General features: G+C 73.5%; 19 protein-coding genes and 1 riboswitch. Of the genes, 13 read left to right on the forward strand and 6 right to left on the reverse strand.

The genetic code is table 11. The features are described 5' to 3' along the window. Window positions 1-131 precede the first annotated feature (131 nt). On the forward strand, window positions 132-542 hold the full coding sequence (locus ABZ478_RS26950) for a hypothetical protein (protein ID WP_359553231.1): 411 nt from the start codon (window positions 132-134) through the stop codon (window positions 540-542). 32 nt (window positions 543-574) lie between these two features. Here the strand turns inward: ABZ478_RS26950 and ABZ478_RS26955 are convergent, their stop codons facing one another. After that, window positions 575-1,201: a TetR family transcriptional regulator gene (locus ABZ478_RS26955; RefSeq protein ID WP_359553232.1), complete on the reverse strand. Its 627-nt coding sequence runs from the start codon at window positions 1,199-1,201 to the stop codon at window positions 575-577. 145 nt (window positions 1,202-1,346) lie between these two features. Between ABZ478_RS26955 and ABZ478_RS26960 the strand changes: the two genes are divergently transcribed. The 3 genes from ABZ478_RS26960 (at window position 1,347) to ABZ478_RS26970 (ending at window position 3,111) form a co-directional block, all read left to right on the forward strand. Then, window positions 1,347-1,514: a hypothetical protein gene (locus tag ABZ478_RS26960; protein ID WP_199212098.1), complete on the forward strand. Its 168-nt coding sequence runs from the start codon at window positions 1,347-1,349 to the stop codon at window positions 1,512-1,514. A gap of 43 nt (window positions 1,515-1,557) precedes the next feature. Beyond that, window positions 1,558-1,836, forward strand: a complete 279-nt coding sequence (locus ABZ478_RS26965; protein WP_359553233.1) for a DUF4190 domain-containing protein — start codon at window positions 1,558-1,560, stop codon at window positions 1,834-1,836. A gap of 105 nt (window positions 1,837-1,941) precedes the next feature. Continuing rightward, window positions 1,942-3,111 (forward strand): cysteine desulfurase family protein, encoded by a 1,170-nt coding sequence (locus ABZ478_RS26970; protein ID WP_359553234.1) that lies wholly within the window; start codon window positions 1,942-1,944, stop codon window positions 3,109-3,111. Between the two features lie 74 nt (window positions 3,112-3,185). Beyond that, window positions 3,186-3,364, reverse strand: a riboswitch (TPP riboswitch). Between the two features lie 70 nt (window positions 3,365-3,434). Here the strand turns inward: ABZ478_RS26970 and ABZ478_RS26975 are convergent. Further along, entirely contained in the window at window positions 3,435-4,070 is a 636-nt protein-coding gene (locus ABZ478_RS26975; RefSeq protein WP_359553235.1) for an N-acetylmuramoyl-L-alanine amidase, read from the reverse strand. Between the two features lie 93 nt (window positions 4,071-4,163). Here ABZ478_RS26975 and mnmA point away from each other — a divergent pair, with 93 nt between their 5' ends. Further along, on the forward strand, window positions 4,164-5,288 hold the full coding sequence (gene mnmA, locus ABZ478_RS26980) for a tRNA 2-thiouridine(34) synthase MnmA (RefSeq protein ID WP_359553236.1): 1,125 nt from the start codon (window positions 4,164-4,166) through the stop codon (window positions 5,286-5,288). A 27-nt stretch (window positions 5,289-5,315) separates the two neighbouring features. Here mnmA and ABZ478_RS26985 read toward each other — a convergent pair whose 3' ends face one another. Beyond that, complete coding sequence (locus ABZ478_RS26985; RefSeq protein ID WP_359553237.1) at window positions 5,316-6,248, reverse strand: hypothetical protein; 933 nt, start codon at window positions 6,246-6,248, stop codon at window positions 5,316-5,318. Between the two features lie 310 nt (window positions 6,249-6,558). Here ABZ478_RS26985 and ABZ478_RS26990 point away from each other — a divergent pair, with 310 nt between their 5' ends. After that, window positions 6,559-6,849, forward strand: a complete 291-nt coding sequence (locus ABZ478_RS26990) for a hypothetical protein (protein WP_359553238.1) — start codon at window positions 6,559-6,561, stop codon at window positions 6,847-6,849. Window positions 6,850-7,737: 888 nt separating this feature from the next. Here the strand turns inward: ABZ478_RS26990 and ABZ478_RS26995 are convergent. Further along, window positions 7,738-8,517, reverse strand: a complete 780-nt coding sequence (locus tag ABZ478_RS26995; protein WP_359553239.1) for an alpha/beta hydrolase — start codon at window positions 8,515-8,517, stop codon at window positions 7,738-7,740. A 63-nt stretch (window positions 8,518-8,580) separates the two neighbouring features. Beyond that, window positions 8,581-8,913 carry a DUF427 domain-containing protein gene (locus tag ABZ478_RS27000; RefSeq protein ID WP_359553240.1) on the reverse strand — a complete coding sequence of 111 codons (333 nt, stop codon included), beginning with the start codon at window positions 8,911-8,913 and terminating at the stop codon, window positions 8,581-8,583. 51 nt (window positions 8,914-8,964) lie between these two features. Here ABZ478_RS27000 and ABZ478_RS27005 point away from each other — a divergent pair, with 51 nt between their 5' ends. From ABZ478_RS27005 to ABZ478_RS27025, 5 genes are all read left to right on the forward strand, one after another. Continuing rightward, a complete protein-coding gene (locus ABZ478_RS27005) occupies window positions 8,965-9,504 on the forward strand; it encodes a TIGR00730 family Rossman fold protein (protein WP_359553241.1) in 540 nt (179 codons plus the stop codon). A 7-nt stretch (window positions 9,505-9,511) separates the two neighbouring features. Beyond that, entirely contained in the window at window positions 9,512-10,210 is a 699-nt protein-coding gene (locus tag ABZ478_RS27010; protein ID WP_359553242.1) for an SDR family oxidoreductase, read from the forward strand. Window positions 10,211-10,299: 89 nt separating this feature from the next. Continuing rightward, window positions 10,300-11,256, forward strand: coding sequence for a methionine synthase (locus ABZ478_RS27015; protein WP_359553289.1), 957 nt, complete (start codon window positions 10,300-10,302; stop codon window positions 11,254-11,256). Between the two features lie 15 nt (window positions 11,257-11,271). Further along, the gene (ligA, locus tag ABZ478_RS27020) at window positions 11,272-13,467 is read left to right on the forward strand and encodes an NAD-dependent DNA ligase LigA (protein WP_359553243.1); all 2,196 of its coding nucleotides are present in this window, start codon (window positions 11,272-11,274) and stop codon (window positions 13,465-13,467) included. A gap of 261 nt (window positions 13,468-13,728) precedes the next feature. Continuing rightward, complete coding sequence (locus tag ABZ478_RS27025) at window positions 13,729-15,969, forward strand: bifunctional diguanylate cyclase/phosphodiesterase (protein WP_359553244.1); 2,241 nt, start codon at window positions 13,729-13,731, stop codon at window positions 15,967-15,969. A 31-nt stretch (window positions 15,970-16,000) separates the two neighbouring features. Here the strand turns inward: ABZ478_RS27025 and ABZ478_RS27030 are convergent, their stop codons facing one another. Continuing rightward, the gene (locus ABZ478_RS27030; protein ID WP_359553245.1) at window positions 16,001-16,588 is read right to left on the reverse strand and encodes a TetR/AcrR family transcriptional regulator; all 588 of its coding nucleotides are present in this window, start codon (window positions 16,586-16,588) and stop codon (window positions 16,001-16,003) included. 86 nt (window positions 16,589-16,674) lie between these two features. Here ABZ478_RS27030 and ABZ478_RS27035 point away from each other — a divergent pair, with 86 nt between their 5' ends. Both ABZ478_RS27035 and ABZ478_RS27040 read left to right on the forward strand, forming a co-directional pair. Beyond that, window positions 16,675-17,046 carry a DUF4267 domain-containing protein gene (locus ABZ478_RS27035; protein WP_359553246.1) on the forward strand — a complete coding sequence of 124 codons (372 nt, stop codon included), beginning with the start codon at window positions 16,675-16,677 and terminating at the stop codon, window positions 17,044-17,046. A gap of 32 nt (window positions 17,047-17,078) precedes the next feature. Continuing rightward, complete coding sequence (locus tag ABZ478_RS27040; protein ID WP_359553247.1) at window positions 17,079-17,579, forward strand: cupin domain-containing protein; 501 nt, start codon at window positions 17,079-17,081, stop codon at window positions 17,577-17,579. Window positions 17,580-17,846: the final 267 nt, after the last annotated feature.

Consider the following 17,846-nt stretch of genomic DNA (forward strand, 5'->3'; position numbering starts at 1 on the left):
TGAACGGCGGTACTTGGGGCGCGCTTTGCCCGATTGACAGCGCGGGGACAGGGGAGGCCCAAGCGTGCCCTATGCGCCGCTGGTTCAGTGCCCGCCTCAGGTCTTCCTCGTCCTCCGTGGAGCTGTCTCTCATGAAGCGTGCCCGTCTCGTCCCCGCCGCCGTCCTGCCGGCGCTCTCCCCGCTGCTGCTGACCGCGTGCGGCTCGGACGACTCGTCCTCCTCGACCGGCGGCTCCGGGCAGCAGACCTGCCGGGCGCCGTCCGGCATGCCGACCGGCACGGCGGGCCGTCCCGGCGGGATGCCGTCCGGCGCGCCCTCGGGGGCCTCCACCGCGAGGCCGAGCGGCGCGCCCTCGGGGAGGCCCTCCGGTGCGCCCTCGGGGAGGCCCTCCGGTGCGCCCTCGGGGAGGCCCGGCGGTGCGCCGAGCGGAGCGCCCGGTGGCGGCCAGGGCGGCCCCGGGGGCGGGCAGGGCGGCGGCTGCGGCGGGCCCGGTGGGGAAACGGCCGGGGGACAGGCGGAGGGGCAGGCGCAGCAGGGCTGACGAGCCGACAGGCGCCGGACCGGCGGGGCGGGTCAGTCCAGCCAGTGGTGGCGGCCGATGCTGATGAGCCGCAACTGCCGCCGGGCCAGCAGGGTGACGCGTGCCCGCTCGTCCTCCGGCGCCTCCAGCGACTCCAGGAACAGGGAGGCGGTCAGCAGCATCTGGTCGACGTAGAGGTGCGCGAGCATCCGCAGGTCTTCGTCGTTCCAGCCGCGCGCCTCCGGGTCGCCCGCCAGCTCGGCCTTCACCTCCTCGGCGAAACGGGCCAGTTGGTCGCGGATGGCCTCGCGGACCGGCTGAACTCCGCCATGTCGCTCACGGGCGATGAAACGGACGTGTGCGGGGTACGCGTCGACGTGGCGGGCGATCAGCTCGACGGCGCGCGTGATGCGTTCCCCGCTGTCGCCGGCCGCGGACACCGTCGTCCGCACCATCGGATGCAGGCTGCCCAGCGCCTCGTCGACCAGGGCCACACCGAGGTCGGCGGTGGAGCGGAAGTGCCGGTAGAAGGCGGTCGGAGCGACCCCGACGGCACGGGTGACCTCGCGCAGGCCGAGGCTGCTCAGGCTCTGCTCCTCCAGGAGAGCGAGCGCCGCGTCCAAAAACGCCTGCCGCGTCTTCTGCTTCTGGGCCTGCCGGATGCCGAGGGTGTGACTCATGTCATCCAGTTAACAACTGTTCTCTGGAATTGGGAAGCCACGAGAAGCGCTAGACTCGAAGTCAGTGAACAACTGTTACTACAACTGTTCACCCAAGGTTCACAAGCGAACAACACGAGGCAACTCGGAGGGGGGATCTCATCCCATGCTGTTCCTCGTCGCCGCACTCATGCTCCTCGGTGTCGTGCTGGGCACCGTCGCCCACGCGCCGCTGACCGTCACCGCCGCCGCGGCCGCCGTCATCGCCGTCTGGCTCGGCATCTTCGCGATCCGCGAGCGCCACGGCCGCCGCCGCCACACCTCGGCCAACTGACCGTCGACCGACCGTCCGAACCGACTTCCTGGAGCTGAGCACCATGCAACTCACCGCACCGGCCTCGGGCCGCACGGAGAACCGCCCGCGCACGCGCGACGCCGACGGCATGGCCGTGGCGTCCTTCATCCTCGGCCTCGTCGGTCTGCTCGTCCTCAACGTCTTCCTGGGCCCGGTCGCCATCGTCCTGGCCGCCATCGCCCTCTGGCGCGGCACGTCCCGCCGTGGCCGCGCCTGGCTGGGCCTGACCCTGGGCATCGCCGACCTCGCGGTCCTGGGCCTCGCGATGGACCTGTCCAACACGGTGTCCTGGAGCCTGTGAGGCGACCGGCGTGCCGCCGTCGCGGCCGGGCCCGTCCCCGGTACGGGCGAGGCGCAGCCGGTGGCAGCCGGGGCACCGTGAGGGCGCCGTAGAATCGGCGTCACCATGGCTTACCTCGACCACGCCGCGACGACCCCGATGCTCCCGGAGGCGGCGGAGGCACTGACCGCCCAGCTGAGCATCACGGGCAACGCCTCCTCCCTCCACGCGTCCGGCCGCAAGGCCCGCCGTACCGTCGAGGAGTCCCGCGAGACCCTGGCGGAGGCGCTGGGTGCCCGCCCCAGCGAGGTGGTGTTCACCTCGGGCGGCACCGAGGCCGACAACCTCGCGGTGAAGGGCCTGTACTGGGCCCGCCACGCCGTCGACCCGGCCCGCACCCGGGTCCTCGCCAGCCCCGTCGAGCACCACGCCGTCCTCGACGCCGTGCACTGGCTCGGTGAGCACGAGGGCGCCGTCGTCGAGTACCTGCCCGTCGACTCCCACGGCCGCGTCCACGCCGAAGCACTGCGCGAGGCCATCGCCCGCGACCCCGGCAGTGTCGCCCTGGTCACCGTGATGTGGGCCAACAATGAGATCGGCACCGTCATGCCGGTCCGTGAACTGGCCGACGTCGCGGCCGAGTTCGATGTGCCGCTGCACGCCGACGCGGTCCAGGCCTTCGGTCAGGTCCCGGTCGGCTTCGCCGACTCCGGCCTCGCCGCGCTCACCGTGTCGGGCCACAAGATCGGCGGCCCGTACGGCATCGGCGCGCTGCTCCTCGGCCGCGAGTACACCCCGGTGCCCGTGCTGCACGGGGGTGGCCAGGAGCGCCATGTCCGCTCCGGCACCCTCGACGTGCCCGCCGTGGCCTCCTTCGCGGTGGCCGGCCGGCTCGCCGCCGAGCAGCGTGAGTGGTTCGCGCGGGAGGTCGGCGCCCTGCGGGACCAGTTGGTGGACGCCGTCCGTACGGCCGTACCGGACGCGATCCTCGGCGGCGACCCCGCACCCGGTGGCCGGCTCCCGGCCAACGCGCACTTCACCTTCCCCGGCTGCGAGGGCGACTCCCTGCTGCTCCTGCTGGACGCCCAGGGCATCGAGTGCTCCACCGGCTCCGCCTGCACCGCGGGCGTCGCCCAGCCGAGCCACGTCCTGCTCGCCACCGGCACCGACCCGGACCTGGCGCGCGGGACCCTGCGCTTCTCGCTCGGGCACACCTCTACGGAGGCGGACGTGGAAGCGGTCGCCAAGGCCATCGGCCCCGCGGTGGAACGCGCGCGGGCGGCCGGGCTGAGCTGAGGGGCGGGCCGCCGGGCTCAGCCGACGCACGGGCCGCCGCCGTGGGGCGCGCCGCCCGGCCCGGCGCACGCGAAAGACCTACGAAACAAGTTCCCTTCGCCGGCATTGTCCGGATCAGGTGCTGGGGGTCGCCTTCGGTCCAGTCCTTGCGACTTTCCGGCCTCTCAGTCCTAGCGTCGACGTCGGCCTCGGCGGAAGCCTCGTGCCTCTCGCAGAAGTCGGCTACGCCGCTGTAACTCCCTCACTCATCCCGTAGGCCTGCTCTCAGAATAGAACTTCTCGTTTCGTGCAAAAAGGGGCGAAACCATGATTTTTTCGGGCATTCATCCCGCCTGCCGCACCAGCCCCATGTAGCGCTTCCAGTCCCAGTGCGGCCCCGGATCCGTGTGATCCGTCCCCGGCACCTGCGCGTGCCCGATGACATGCTCCCGGTCGACGGGTATCCCGTACCGCGCGCAGACCGCGGCCGTCAGCCGCGCCGACGCGGCGTACATCGCGTCCGTGAAGGAGGAGGCGTCCTCCACGAAGCCCTCGTGCTCGATGCCGACGCTGCGCTCGTTGTACTCCCGGTTGCCGGCGTGGAACGCCACGTCCAGCTCCCGTATGAGCTGGGTGACCCGTCCGTCCCTGCGCACGATGTAGTGTGCCGCGGCGCCGTGCGCCGGGTCCTGGAAGGCCCGCACGGCGCTCGAATAGCCGCCCTGCGTGACATGGACGACGACACGGTCGACGGCGTAGTCGTCCGGGCGGTCCGCGCGGCGGTAGTTCGCCGGGTCCGCCGCCGTCCAGCGCGCGCCCCGGAAGTCCACCGCCCCGGCCACCCGTGACTTCTCCACTCCGGGCAGCCGCCACCACAGGTGGGACAGTTCCTCCCGGGCCAGCGCGGCCGTGCCCACGGCGGCCGCCAGCCCGCCGATGAGCAGCGCCCGCCGCCCCGGCCGCCGGTCCGTGTCAGTCATGGTCACCCCCGCTTGGAACCTGCCCCGTCCGCTGTGATCGTCAACGGATGTACGGCGGTCCTGGTTCCCGCGGCCCCGTACCCTGGAAGGGTTATGACTGAGATCCCGCAGCGCCCCCTCCGCGTCCTCGCCGCCATGTCCGGCGGCGTCGACTCCGCCGTCGCCGCCGCGCGTGCCGCGGAAGCCGGGCACGACGTCACCGGCGTCCACCTCGCGCTCTCCGCGAACCCGCAGTCCTTCCGCACCGGCGCGCGGGGCTGTTGCACCATCGAGGACTCGCGCGACGCCCGCCGCGCCGCCGACGTCATCGGCATCCCGTTCTACGTCTGGGACCTCGCCGACCGCTTCCGTGAGGACGTCGTCGAGGACTTCATCGCCGAGTACGAGGCCGGCCGCACCCCCAACCCCTGCCTGCGCTGCAACGAGAAGATCAAGTTCGCCGCGCTGCTGGACAAGGCGCTCGCCCTCGGCTTCGACGCCGTCTGCACCGGCCACTACGCCCAGGTGATCACGCGTGAGGACGGCTCCCGCGAGCTGCACCGGGCCTCCGACATGGCCAAGGACCAGAGTTACGTCCTCGGCGTGCTGGACGAGCGGCAGCTCGCCCACGCGCTGTTCCCGCTCGGCGACACGGTCACCACCAAGGACGAGATCCGCGCCGAGGCCGAGCGCCGGGGCCTCGCCGTCGCCAAGAAGCCGGACTCGCACGACATCTGCTTCATCGCCGACGGCGACACCCAGGGCTTCCTGGCCGGCCGGCTCGGCAAGGCCGAAGGGGACATCGTCGACGAGTCCGGCGCGGTCGTCGGCTCCCACGAGGGCGCCTACGGCTTCACCATCGGCCAGCGCAAGGGCCTGCGGCTCGGCACCCCGGCCCCCGACGGCAAGCCGCGCTACGTCCTCGACATCTCCCCGGTGAACAACACCGTGACCGTCGGCCCGGCCGCCGCCCTGGACGTCACCGCCCTGACGGCGGTCAAGCCGCGCTGGTGCGGCACCGCCCCGGCCGGCCCCGGCACCTACACCGCCCAGCTGCGCGCCCACGGCGGCGAGACCGAGGTGACGGCGGAGCTCGTCGACTCCACCCTCGAGGTGTCGTTCACCGAGCCGGTCAGGGGCGTCGCCCCCGGCCAGGCGATCGTGCTGTACGACGGCACGCGCGTGGTCGGCTCGGCGACGATCGCGTCCACGGTGCGGGTGCAGGCTCCGGTGGCCTGAGAACGCCCGTCCCGGGACGGGCGGCGCCTACTCCCAGTCCCAGGTCACGCCCACGTGCCCGGGCTGGATCTCGGGCTCCACGATGTGCACCGTGCCGTGCGCGTTCAGCGTGAGGTCGCCGAGGAACTCGGGCGGCGCCTGCACCGTGGGCCGCCCGAACCGCCGGCACCGCACCGGCAGCGCCGCCCGGTCGAAGGCGACCTGCAGCACGTAGGCGCCGCCCGCGTAGCTGAAGCCCCGGTAGTACTCGTTGCTCGGCTCGCCGGTGCCGTCCTCGAACCGGTACCGCATCATCGCCGTCTCACCCGCCGCGAGCCGCGCGTCGAAGAGCAGCTCCACGGCCACCATCCCGGCCTCCGGCGCCCGGCGCACCCGCCCCACCCGGCAGTTCTCCAGGCCCACCACCCGCATCCGCGCGGTGTCGCAGCCGATCTCGCCGCAGTGGATGGCGACGTAGCGGTCCATGCCCTCCCGGTGCGCCCGCACCACGTGCTCGGCCTCCCGGCTGGCCAGCCGGCGCTCCGCGTCGATCCGCACCCGCTCGTACTGCAGCACGGTGTGCAGCCCGCCGTCGCGCGGTGCCTCCAGGTCGGCGAGCAGCCGTTCCAGCGCCGAGTCCGGGCCGACCAGCATCCGGAACGGCCGGGCCACCGGCTGGTCGGCCGGCGTACGCGGTCCGAGCAGCCGGGTCAGGGCGTGCTCCGGCAGCTCCAGCACCTCCTCCAGCGCGGTCACCGCCCGCAGTGACTCGGGCCGGTCCGGCCGGCGGACGCCGCGCTGCCAGTAACTCAGGCTGGTGACGCCCACGCTGACGCCGCGTTGCTCCAGCCGGTGCCGCACCCGGTGCAGCGCCAGCCCGCGGGCCGTCAGCGCCGCCCGCAGGGCCACGGAGAAGGGGCCGGTCCGCAGCGCCTCGGCGAGCCGTGCCTCCGCGTCCGATCCGTCGGGCTGTGCTTTCACCAAGGGAGCCTCCCTCCGCTCCGTCGTGAATGTTCACTTCCCGGACCGCGGCCGGGCCGAGGGCGCCGCGATGCTACCAGCGGCAAGTGGCGTGCTGTTCACAGTCGTACGCGGTTCGTTCACACCGCGGTCCGAGCGGGCACGACGGGCGTTGACCATGCACAGCCACTCCCCGATGCTCATCGGCGAGCGCCCGGACGCGCTGCTTCCCCCCAACCCCGACCTCTCGCAGGGAGGACCGCTCCATGTCTCCCACCGATCCCCGCCCGCGCGGTTCGTCCCGCATCCGCACGCTCAACGGATCCGGGGTGTGAGCGCCGTGCATCAGCTCCACCCCCTGATCCGTCCGGTGGCCGCCGGCACCCTGGCCGCCGCCGTGCTCGTGCTGAGCGGCGCCGCCCCCGCCAAGGCCGTTCCGGCCGCCCGGGCCCACAGCGCGGGCGCGGCCGACGCCCGGGCCGTGGCTGCGGCTCCGCCGGCCGCCGGCGAGTCCCGCACCGGCGCCGCCGCACTGGCCGGCCTGGGCGTCTGTGGCGCCGGCCTCGCCCCGGTCCTCGCCCGCACCGGGCGGCGGCGGCCCGAAGACCCCGGAACGCGGTGACCTGGCCCCGCCGCGTTCCAGGGGGTGCGCGCAGCACGACGGCCCCACACGTCGCCGCACGCACTCAGGGGTGGGTCCGGGGAACGGCCCCCCACGGGGCCCGGACCCACCCCGAAGCCAGGGCCCGGGCGGCCCCCGGCCACCGGGACCGCGTCCCCCCCCACACACAGGACGCCGCTCCCACCCGGAGGATGAGTCCGGGAGGCGGCCCGCCCGACCGTCCGGGCGCACCCTGACGGCCGTCGCGCCGGGGCCGGCTCCCCGGCTCGCGGGGTGCCCGGCCGGGGGAGTCGGGGTCCGGCTGGTGTCCTACCCACGGGGCGCCGGTCGTCCTGGCGGCGCTCTCTCCACGGGGGCGCCGGTCGTCCGGGTGATGTCCTGCCGCGGGGCGCAGGCGCCGCCCGGAGGGCGAGTCCGGAGGCGGACCGCGTGACGGTGGGGCCGACCCTGATGGGCAGCGGACCGGGGCGGGCTTCCCCGGCGCGCAGGGTGCCGCTCGGGGAAGCCGGAGTCCGGCTGGCCTCAGGGCGTCGGTCGTCCGGGTGCGCCCTGACCGACGGGCCCGGGAAGCGGCTCCGCCGCAGCGGGCCGGGCGCCGGGGGACGGGGCCCGGCCGGGGTCCTCCCCACGAGGCGCCGGCCGGGCGGGAGGCGTTCCCTCAGCAGGGCGCTGCTTCCGCCCCGCCCCGAAGGACGTCGGCCCGGCGAGAGGCGACGTCCCCCCACGCAGGGTCCCGGACTCGCCAGGAGGGGAGTGAGGCCGGGGGACACCCTGACGCTGCCCGGACCCACCCCCGGGGGGCTGGGTCCGGGCAGTGGCCCCCGAGGACGAGGACGGGCCTGGCACCGCCCCAGCGGGCCGGGCCCGTCCCTACGTCACCGAGACCGGTCAGCCGGTGAAGAACTCCGCCAGGACCGGGGCCAGTACCTCCGGCTCCACCGCGTGGGTCTGGCCCTCCAGGGCGCGGTACGTGCCCCGCGGCACGGCCCGGGCCACCGACCCGGCCGCCTCGCGCAGCCAGCCGGGGCTCGCCCCGCCCGCCACCGACAGGACCGGCACGGAGACCGCGGCCAGCCGCTCCCGGGGCAGCAGTCCGTCACCCAGGACCGCGTCGTCGTACGCCAGACTGGGCGCGACGGACTCCATGCCGGCCCACATCGGTGACTCGCGCGCGCTGCGGATCGTCTCCTCGGCGAGACCCGTCAGCCGCAGGAACAGCTCCACCGCGTCCCCGCGCCGGCCGGCCGAGAGCGCCTCCCGCAGACGCTCGGTGTACGCCCGCTTCCCGGCCCCGCCGTCCAGGAAGTCGGCGAAGGGCACCTCGTACACGGCGGCCTGACGGACCGGCAGGCCGCTCGCCGCCGCCTCGAGCACCAGCGCGCCGCCCGAGGAGACCCCGAAGAGACCCGCCGCGCCACCCACCGCGTCGACCAGCGCGGCCAGGTCCTCGACCTCGCGTTCCACCGAGTACGGCGCCGTGTCACCGCTCTCGCCGCGGCCCCGACGGTCGTAGACCACGGCCGTGCAGTCGCCGGCGAGCCGGTGCGCCAGGGGCGTCACGGTGCCCCCGGTGGACATCGCGCCGCTCACCAGGATCACCGTCGGCCCCCGGCCGATCACTTGGTACGCGAGGGAGGTGCCGTCGCGGGAAGTCGTCTTCTTGTCCATGCCCGTGCAGACTGCCGCACGGCGCGGGACTCACCGGTCACGACACGTCGGTGTCGGGGAGAGTCACGTTTCTTCGACCTCTTCCACCTCGTAGAAGCACAGATGGTCCTTGATCGCGGCCACGTCCGGCTTCGGGTCCGGGTACGCCCAGACCAGGTCGGGCGCGCCCGGCAGCGACCAGTAGGAGGCGGTGCCCTTGAAGGGGCAGACGGTGTGGGTGCCGGACGGCGTCAGCAGATCCATCCGGACGTCCTCGGCGGGAATGTAGTACCGCACCGGACAGCCCGTCTCGCGCAGCAGCAGGGGACGGCCGGTCTCCGCCAGCACCTGGCCGCCGTGCACCGCCCGCACGCGCCGCTCGCCCTGTTCGATGGTGATCGTGTGTCCTCGGGTCATACCAGGACAGCGCCGGCGGGCCCGGACTTCTTCCCGCGTACGGTGGACGGCATGAACATCTGCGTCTTCCTCTCCGCCGCCGACCTCGACGAGCGCTACACCCGGCCCGCCCGCGAGTTCGCGGAGCTGCTCGGCAAGGCCGGCCACACCCTGGTCTGGGGCGGCTCCAACGTCGGCCTGATGAAGGTCGTCGCCGACGGCGTGCAAGAGGCGGGCGGCAGGCTGCTGGGCGTCTCCGTGGAGTTCCTCGCGGCGAAGGCACGTCCCGGCGCCGACGAGATGGTGATCGCCGCCGACCTCGCCGAGCGCAAGAGGCTGCTGCTGGAGAAGGCCGACGCGGTGGTGATCATGGTGGGCGGCACCGGGACGCTGGACGAGGCCACCGAGATCCTGGAGCTGAAGAAGCACGGCCGTACCGACAAGCCGGTGGTGCTGCTGAACACGGCCGGTTTCTACGACGGGCTCCAGCAGCAGTTCCGCCGCATGGACGCGGAGGGCTTCCTGCCCCGCCCGCTCGCCGAGCTGATGTTCTTCGCCGAGGAGCCGGCGGCCGCCCTGGCCCACCTCGAGGAGTCACTGTCGGCCGGCTGATGCGAGCATGGCGGACATGGCTACTCATGTGATCACCGGGGCCGGCTCCGGCATCGGCGCGGCCGTCGCCCGCCGGCTTCACGCGCGCGGGGACGAAGTCGTCCTGCACGCGCGCGACGCGGGCCGCGCCAAGGAACTGGCGGCCGAGTTCCCCGGGGCGCGCACCCTGGTGGGCGACCTCGCCGACCCCGACAAGCTCTCCTGGGCCTTCTCCCACCAGACGCTCCCGGAGCGGGTCGACTCGCTCCTGCACATCGCCGGAGTGGTGGATCTCGGCGAGGTCGGCGAGCTGACCCCCAAGTCCTGGCGCCACCAGCTCAACGTCAACCTGATCGCTCCCGCCGAGCTGACCCGGCACTTCCTGCCCCAGCTCCGCGCCGCCCGCGGTCATGTGATCTTCGTCAACTCCGGGTCCGGCCTGAACGCCCACGCGGGCTGGTCCGCGTACGCCGCCTCCAAGCACGGACTGAAGGCGCTGGCCGACTCGCTGCGCCAGGAGGAGCACGGCAACGGCGTCCGCGTCACCTCCGTCTACCCCGGGCGTACGGCCAGCCCCATGCAGGCCAAGGTGCACCACCAGGAGGGCAAGGAGTACGACGCCTCGCGGTGGATCGACCCCGAGTCGGTGGCGACCACCATCCTCACCGCCCTGGATCTGCCGAGGGACGCGGAGATCAACGACCTGACGGTGCGCCCGGGCCGCTGACCGCCGGTCACCCGGGGGCGCGAAGGCTACGTAGGCTTCACCCCGTGAACGACAACATTCGCTTCGGTGGGGCCACCGGGATCGGGTCGATGCCCGGCGGGGACGCCCGGGAGGCCGCCAAGACCGTCACCGGCAGCTTCGAGGACTTTCCGTTCCTGCCCGAGCTGCCCGCGCGCGGGCCCGGCGCGGACATGATCGGGCGCACCGCCGGGATGCTGGTCGAGCTGTACGCGCGCGTGGAGCCCAGCGGCTGGCGGCTCGGCGACCGGCCCGGCCGGGACACCAAGCGGGCCCGGTCATGGCTCGGTGAGGACCTCGACGCGCTGGAGGAGTTCACCCAGGGCCACGAGGGCGACCTCAAGGTGCAGGCCGTCGGGCCCTGGACCCTGGCCGCAGCCCTGGAGCTGAGGAACGGGGAGGCCGCGCTGTCGGACCCGGGCGCCTGCCGCGACCTCGCCGCCTCGCTGGCGGAGGGGCTGCGGCTGCACCTCGCCGAGGTGCGGCGCCGCGTCCCCGGCGCCCGCCTCGTGCTCCAGCTCGACGAGCCGTCGCTCACCGACGTACTGCGCGGGCAGGTACGGACCGCCAGCGGCTACCGCACCCACCGGGCCGTGGACCGGCAGCTGGTCGAGGCCACGCTCCGGGACGTGATCGCGGTGCACGACGACGGTCCGGTCGCCGTCCACTCCTGCGCCCCCGACGTGCCGTTCGCCCTGCTGCGCCGGGCCGGCGCCGACGCCGTCTCCTTCGACTTCTCGCTCCTCACCGAACGTGACGACGACGCCATCGGCGAGGCCGTGGAGGCCGGCATCCGCCTGTTCGCCGGTGTCGTGCCGGGCACGGACGGCCCATTGTCAGACCCTGCCGGTAGCGTCATGGGTGTCAGGACGCTGTGGCGCAGGCTGGGGCTGCGTCCCGGGCTGCTCGCGGAGGCGGTCACGGTGACCCCGGCATGCGGTCTCGCGGGCGCTTCTCCCGCGTACGCACGCCAGGTGCTCGCCCACTGCGTCCGGGCGGCGAGATCCCTCGCGGACAACCCAGAGTAACGGGAGGACGACACGGTGGCCGGCGACAAGCAGCAGGCGGAGACGGCAGTGCCCGCCGAGGCACGGGAGAAGCACGCGCAGCTCGCTGAGCAGATCGAGGAGCACCGCTTCCGGTACTACGTGAAGGCCGCCCCGGTCGTCAGCGACGCCGAGTTCGACCAGCTCCTGAAGAGCCTGGAGGCACTGGAGGAGCGGTACCCGGAGCTGCGCACGCCGGACTCGCCGACCCAGAAGGTCGCCGGGTCCTACGCGACGGAGTTCACCGCGGTCGAGCACCGCGAGCGGATGCTGTCCCTGGACAACACCTTCAACGACGACGAGCTGGCCGCCTGGGCCGACCGAATCGCCAGGGAACTGGGCGAGCAGGAGTACCACTTCCTGTGCGAGCTGAAGGTCGACGGCCTCGCCGTCAACCTCACCTACGAGAACGGCCGCCTCACGCGCGCGGCGACCCGCGGCGACGGCCGCACCGGCGAGGACATCACGCCCAACGTCCGCACGATCGCGGACATCCCGGACCGGCTCAAGGGCGACGACGTCCCCGCCCTGGTGGAGATCCGCGGCGAGGTCTACTTCCCGATGGAGAAGTTCCTCGAACTCAACGAGCGCCTGGTCGCGGCCGGGGACAAGCCCTTCGCCAACCCCCGCAACGCCGCCGCCGGTTCGCTGCGCCAGAAGGACCCGCGCGTCACCGCCACCCGCCCGCTGCACATGGTCGTCCACGGCATCGGCGCCCTGGAGGGCTTCACGGGCATGACCCGTCTCTCCCAGGCCTACGACCTGCTGAAGACCTGGGGGCTGCCCACCTCCCGGCACAACCGGGTGGTCGACGACCTCGACGGCGTACGGGAGTTCATCGCCCACTACGGCGAGAACCGGCATTCCGTGGAACACGAGATCGACGGTGTGGTCGTCAAGCTGGACGAGATGCGCCTCCAGGGGCGTCTCGGCTCCACCGCGCGGGCGCCGCGCTGGGCGATCGCCTACAAGTACGCCCCGGAAGAGGTCAACACCAAGCTCGTCGACATCAAGGTGGGCGTCGGCCGCACGGGACGTGTCACGCCGTACGCCCAGGTCGAGCCGGTCACCGTCGCGGGCAGCGAGGTCGAGTTCGCCACCCTGCACAACCAGGAGGTCGTCAAGGCCAAGGGCGTGCTCATCGGCGACACCGTCGTCCTGCGCAAGGCCGGTGATGTCATCCCCGAGATCCTCGGCCCGGTGGCCGACCTGCGGGACGGCAGCGAGCGGGAGTTCGTGATGCCGGGCGAGTGCCCGGAGTGCGGCACCCCGCTGCGGCCCATGAAGGAGGGCGACATCGACCTCCGCTGCCCCAACGCCCGTGCCTGTCCCGCCCAGTTGCGCGGGCGCGTGTCCTACCTCGCGGGCCGCGAGTGCCTGGACATCGAGCACTTCGGCGATGTGGCCGCCGCCGCGCTCACCCAGCCGCTGGAGCCGTCCGACCCGCCGCTGGTCGACGAGGGCGACCTGTTCGACCTGACGGTGGAGAAGCTGCTGCCCATCAGGGCCTACGTGCTGGACCCGGACAGCGGCCTGCCCAAGAGGGACCCCAAGACCGGCGAGGACAAGGTCGTCGCGGTCTTCGCCAACCAGAAGGGCGAGCCGAAGAAGAACACGCTGACGCTGCTGGAGAACATCGAGGCGGCGAAGTCCCGTCCGCTCGCCCGCTTCCTGAACGGGCTCTCCATCCGGCACGTCGGCCCGGTCGCGGCACAGGCCCTCGCGCGCGAGTTCCGCTCGATCGACCGCATCGAACAGGCCACCCAGGAAGAGCTGGCCACCACCGACGGCGTCGGCCCCATCATCGCCGCCGCACTCAAGGAGTGGTTCGCCGAGGACTGGCACCGCGAGATCGTCCGCAAGTGGAAGGCCGCCGGGGTTCCGCTGGAGGACGAGTCGTCCGGCGAGGACGAGGGCCCGCGTCCGCTGGAGGGGCTCACCGTCGTCGTCACCGGCACGCTGGAGAACTTCACCCGGGACGGTGCCAAGGAGGCACTGCAGAGCCGCGGTGCCAAGGTGACCGGTTCGGTCTCGAAGAAGACCTCGTTCGTGGTCGTCGGCGACAACCCGGGATCGAAGTACGACAAGGCGATGCAGCTCAAGGTTCCCGTCCTGAACGAGGCCGGTTTCGCAGTCCTGTTGGAGCAGGGACCCGAAGCGGCGGCCGAAGTCGCGCTTCCGACCGAGGAGTAGCGGTTGAAGGCCGCCCGATCGGTGCATATCAGATGCATACGGGTGGCCCGGGCGCATTCGGGCAACCGTTGACGACCGCTGCCCCAGGAAGCCTTCCGCGGCCTACTGTTGAGGCGTGCGCCTGCCGTGCCCAGCTGCGGTTGGGGCATCCCCCCTGTCCGCCAGGGGCACGGGGAAAGGATTGTTCAACGCGGAGCCGCTGATGGTTGTCGGGCACCGGGCCGCGTGGCGTGGGCACCGCCGGCTGTGAGAGGGACGGGAATGGAACCGACCGAGAGCGCCGCCCCGCACGCATGGCTGCGCCTGCGCCGCCGTGCGGGCGCGTGGCGGGGGACCCGGTGGACGGGGCGGGGCGCCGGACGCACCCCTGCCCGGACGCACCCGGCCCAAGCGGGCGCCGCGCCCGAGTCGCACCCCGCGGTCCCGGCGGCCGTCGAGGCCGCCCGGACACAACCCGGCACCGACCCCGAACTCCGTCCGCCCTGGCCCGCGTCGCACGCGGCCCTCGTGGCCGCCGCCGCGCTGGCCCTGGCGGCGGGCTTCTACCGTGCCTTCGCCGGCCACCACGCCCTGTTCCCGTGCGAGACGCGGGGCTGGTCGCTGGCCGTGCTCACCGGCATCATCGTCGGCCACCTCGTGATGCTCGGCCGCGCCCGCTGGTGGGGCGGCACGGGCTCCGGCGCGGCCCTCACCCTGGCCGTCCTGCTGCTGTACGGCTGGATGCCGGCCGGGATGGTCAGCCTCACCGTCGTCGTCCTGGTCGGCACGGCCAGACGGCAGCGCTGGCGGCAGGGCGTGCTGCACGGCGCGGTCGACATCCTCGGGATCAGCGCCGGCGCCCTGGTGCTCGGCTTCTTCGGGCGGGTGCCGAGCGTCGAGGAGCCCTGGCGGCCCGAGAGCTGGGGCATCGCCACCGCGCCGGAGGTGGTGGTCGTCGCGGCCGCCTACCTCGCGGTCAGCCGGGGCCTGCTGTGGTACGCGCAGGCACCGCGCGGCGGCCCGCTGCCCACGGTCGCCCGCACCGCCCTGGTCCGGCAGGGCCTGCTCGCCGTGGCGCTGCTCGGCATCGCCCCGCTGGTGTGCGTGGTCGCCGACGCCCGGCCGGTCCTGCTGCCGCTGTTCGCCATCCCGCTCATCGCCCTCGACTCCACGTTGTGGATGGCCCGGGCCCGCGCCGAGGAGCAGTTGCGCGACCCGCTGACCGGGCTGCCCAACCGGCAGTGGCTGCTGGAGCGGATCTGGACCGCCCTGGACGACGCCGAGCGGATCGGCGCCCGCGCCGCGCTCATGCTGATCGACCTCGACCGGTTCCGTTCGGTGAACGACACCCTCGGCCATCTCGCCGGCGACCGGCTGCTGCTGCAGATCGCCGACCGCCTGCGCCAGGCCCTGCCGCGCGGCGCGGAGGCCGCCCGGCTCGGCGGCGACGAGTTCGCCGTCTTACTGCCCGTCGCGGACTCCACCACCTCCGCCACCCGCGTCGCCCGCGGCCTCGTCACGGAACTCAGCTCACCGCTCGACCTCGACGGGCTCACCCTCGTCCTGGAGGCCAGCGCCGGCGTCGCCGTCTTCCCCGACCATGCGCTGGACGCCGAAGGCCTGCTGCGGCGGGCGGACGTGGCGATGTACCAGGCGAAGCGGGACCGTACCGGCGTGGAGGTCTACGAGTCCAAGCGGGACTCCAACACGCCCGACCGGCTCGGTCTGCTGGGTGATCTGCGCCGGGCGCTGGACGCCCACGAGGTGCAGCTGCACTACCAGCCCAAGGTGCGCTTCGACGGTCAGGTCGCGGGCCTGGAGGCGCTGGTCCGGTGGGTGCATCCCGAGCGCGGGAAGGTTCCGCCGGACGAGTTCATAGCGATCGCCGAGTCCTCCGGGCTGATGCCCCATCTGACGGAGTACGTACTGGAGACCGCGCTCGGGCAGGTCGCCGCCTGGCGGGCGCAGGGGCTGCGGGTGCCGGTGGCGGTCAACGTCTCCCCGCGCGACGTGCACACGCCCGGTTTCGCCGGCTCGGTCGCCGCCCGCCTCGCGCGGCACGGAGTCCCGGCCGGGGCGCTCCAGCTCGAGATCACCGAGCACGTCCTGCTGGAGGACCCGCAGCGGGCCGCCGACACCCTCGCCGCGCTCACCGGGCACGGCGTGAAGATGTCCCTGGACGACTTCGGCACCGGGTACTCCTCGCTGGTGCACCTGCGCCGGCTCCCCGTCAGCGAGCTGAAGATCGACCGCTCCTTCGTGGCCCGGCTGGCCGTGGACACCGAGGACGCCGAGATCGTGCGGTGCACGGTCGACCTGGCGCACTCGCTGGGCCTGCTCGTCGTCGCCGAGGGCGTGGAGGACGACGAGACCTGGGAGCGGCTGCGCGACCTCGGCTGCGACGCGGTGCAGGGGTGGCTGGTCGCCGCCGCGATGCCGCCGGACGAGACGACCGCGTGGCTGCGGGCCCGCGGGTCGCGCGGCTGGCAGCGGCCGCGGGCCGCGCTGCCGGCCGCCGAGTAGCGCCCGGCCGGCAGCGCCGGGGCGCGGGCGGTCAGATCGCCGCGAAGTGCCCGATCAGCAGGTCCAGTCTGCGCTCGTGCGCCTCCTCCGGCAGCCGTCCGCTGCGCATCAGCGTGACCAGCCCGTGCAGGGCCGCCCAGAACGTCTCCGTGAGCAGACCCGGCTCGTCACCCTCCACCGCGACCGGCTCCACCGCGAGCAGCAGCTCCCCGAACGCCTCCTGCAGCGGCGCCGGTGCCTCCGGCGTGGCGAACGGCAGGTCCACCAAGTGGGTGAACATCGCGTCGTAGAGGGCCGGCCGGCGCCGCGCGAAGGACGTGTACGTCCGCGCCACCGCCGCCAGTGGCTCCCGCGGGTCCCGGGGGTCCCGCAGTCCCGCGCGTGCCGTCCGCAGCTCGGCCGCCAGGTCGGCGCAGCCCTGCACCGCGACCGCGGCCATGATCGCGCCCTTGCCCTTGAAGTGGCTGTAGAGGACCGGCTGGCTGTACTCGATCTCGGCGGCCAGCCGGCGCGTGGTGACCGCGTCCCAGCCCTCCGCCTCCGCGAGTTCCCGCGCGGCCGTGACGATCAGCCGCTCGCGTTCCGCTCGTTCGCGCTCCCGGCGCGTCTGGATCGACATGGCTTGATTCTAGCACTGCTAGCGTTCCTGCCGCCGCTCTGCTAGCTTCGCTTGCATCACTAGCGCTGCTAGCAAGGAGAGAGGACATGACCGTCACCGCCTACACCCTGGCTGTCGTGCTCGACCTGTTCTGCCTGTTCCTCGGCTACCGCTTCCTGTTCCGGCCCGGGCCCTCCGCGGCCGGCTACGGAGTACCGGCCGACCCGGCCGGCGACGCCGGGGCCTACCTCACGATCAAGGGTCTCCGGGACGGCGCCCTCGGAGTGGTGGGCCTGGCGCTGCTGGCCTTCGCCGGAGCGCGCGCCGAGGCCTGGTTCATGGTCGGCGTGGCGCTCGTGCCGCTCGGCGACACGCTGATAGTCCTGCGGCACGGTGGTGCGCGGGCCGTGGCGTTCGGGGTCCACTTCGCCACGGCGGTCGTCGTACTGATCAGCGCCGCCCTGCTCTTCCTCGTCTGACCACGGCACCACCGTCACCAGGGGGTTCGAAGATGTCGCTGTTCGTTCCGAAGTTCGACGAGACCGTGATCGTCCGCGAGGCCGAGGCCGAGGCCGAGGTGGTCGGCCGCGCGCCCACCACCATCCGCCTGCTGGCCGACAGCAGCGCGACCGGAGGCGCGCTGTCCACCCAGCGGGTCACCCTCCGCGAGGGTGCCGACGGCGCCAAACCGCACTGGCACGACAACTCCGCCGAGATGTTCTTCCTGCTGGACGGCGCCGCCGACATCCTCTCCGGTGACGACGTCGTCACCGCCGGCCCGGGCGACCTCGTCGTCGTCCCGCCCGGCAGGCCGCACGCCTTCGCCGCCGTGCCGGGAGCCGACGCCGACCTGCTCATCGTGCTCACCCCGGGCGTCGAACGCTTCGAGTACTTCCGCCACCTCCAGCGCATCGCCCTCGGCGAGGCCACCCCCGAGAGCCTGCTGGAGGTGCAGGAGCTGTACGACAACCACTTCCTGAGGAGCCGGGCCTGGGACGCGCGGCGCCACTGAGCCGGGGGCGAGGCCGCCGCGGGCCGGGGGCACGGCCGAACCGTTTCACGCTCACGGCCCCCCGCCCCATAGGATTGGGGACTGGCGTCACATTCCCGCCTGCCGCGCGACGCCTGGCACGCACGCTCGCCGCGTTGCCGAATCGCCCACGTGGCTCCGCCACGAGGGCGCTCCGGCGCCTTGCGATCGCACGCACCAAGCGCCGCACGGCCCGCCCTCCGGGCGGACGGCGGGAATGCGACGCCAGCCCCCCGCCCCAAACCACAA

It is taken from the genome of Streptomyces sp. NPDC005706, assembly GCF_040631045.1.
In the GTDB taxonomy this organism is placed as follows: Bacteria; Actinomycetota; Actinomycetes; order Streptomycetales; family Streptomycetaceae; genus Streptomyces.

What these genes read in the sequence shown, in the direction of transcription:
- ABZ478_RS27030 (WP_359553245.1), bottom strand. Translation starts at nt 16,588, where the DNA reads ATGTCGATCCAGACGCGCCGGGAGCGCGAACGAGCGGAACGCGAGCGG.
- ABZ478_RS27000 (WP_359553240.1), bottom strand. Translation starts at nt 8,913, where the DNA reads ATGACCCGAGGACACACGATCACCATCGAACAGGGCGAGCGGCGCGTG.
- ABZ478_RS26995 (WP_359553239.1), bottom strand. Translation starts at nt 8,517, where the DNA reads ATGGACAAGAAGACGACTTCCCGCGACGGCACCTCCCTCGCGTACCAA.
- ABZ478_RS26950 (WP_359553231.1), top strand. Translation starts at nt 132, where the DNA reads ATGAAGCGTGCCCGTCTCGTCCCCGCCGCCGTCCTGCCGGCGCTCTCC.
- ABZ478_RS27025 (WP_359553244.1), top strand. Translation starts at nt 13,729, where the DNA reads ATGGAACCGACCGAGAGCGCCGCCCCGCACGCATGGCTGCGCCTGCGC.
- ABZ478_RS26975 (WP_359553235.1), bottom strand. Translation starts at nt 4,070, where the DNA reads ATGACTGACACGGACCGGCGGCCGGGGCGGCGGGCGCTGCTCATCGGC.
- ABZ478_RS27040 (WP_359553247.1), top strand. Translation starts at nt 17,079, where the DNA reads ATGTCGCTGTTCGTTCCGAAGTTCGACGAGACCGTGATCGTCCGCGAG.
- ABZ478_RS27035 (WP_359553246.1), top strand. Translation starts at nt 16,675, where the DNA reads ATGACCGTCACCGCCTACACCCTGGCTGTCGTGCTCGACCTGTTCTGC.
- mnmA (WP_359553236.1), top strand. Translation starts at nt 4,164, where the DNA reads ATGACTGAGATCCCGCAGCGCCCCCTCCGCGTCCTCGCCGCCATGTCC.
- ABZ478_RS27015 (WP_359553289.1), top strand. Translation starts at nt 10,300, where the DNA reads ATGCCCGGCGGGGACGCCCGGGAGGCCGCCAAGACCGTCACCGGCAGC.
- ABZ478_RS26970 (WP_359553234.1), top strand. Translation starts at nt 1,942, where the DNA reads ATGGCTTACCTCGACCACGCCGCGACGACCCCGATGCTCCCGGAGGCG.
- ABZ478_RS26965 (WP_359553233.1), top strand. Translation starts at nt 1,558, where the DNA reads ATGCAACTCACCGCACCGGCCTCGGGCCGCACGGAGAACCGCCCGCGC.
- ABZ478_RS27005 (WP_359553241.1), top strand. Translation starts at nt 8,965, where the DNA reads ATGAACATCTGCGTCTTCCTCTCCGCCGCCGACCTCGACGAGCGCTAC.
- ABZ478_RS26960 (WP_199212098.1), top strand. Translation starts at nt 1,347, where the DNA reads ATGCTGTTCCTCGTCGCCGCACTCATGCTCCTCGGTGTCGTGCTGGGC.
- ABZ478_RS27010 (WP_359553242.1), top strand. Translation starts at nt 9,512, where the DNA reads ATGGCGGACATGGCTACTCATGTGATCACCGGGGCCGGCTCCGGCATC.
- ABZ478_RS26955 (WP_359553232.1), bottom strand. Translation starts at nt 1,201, where the DNA reads ATGAGTCACACCCTCGGCATCCGGCAGGCCCAGAAGCAGAAGACGCGG.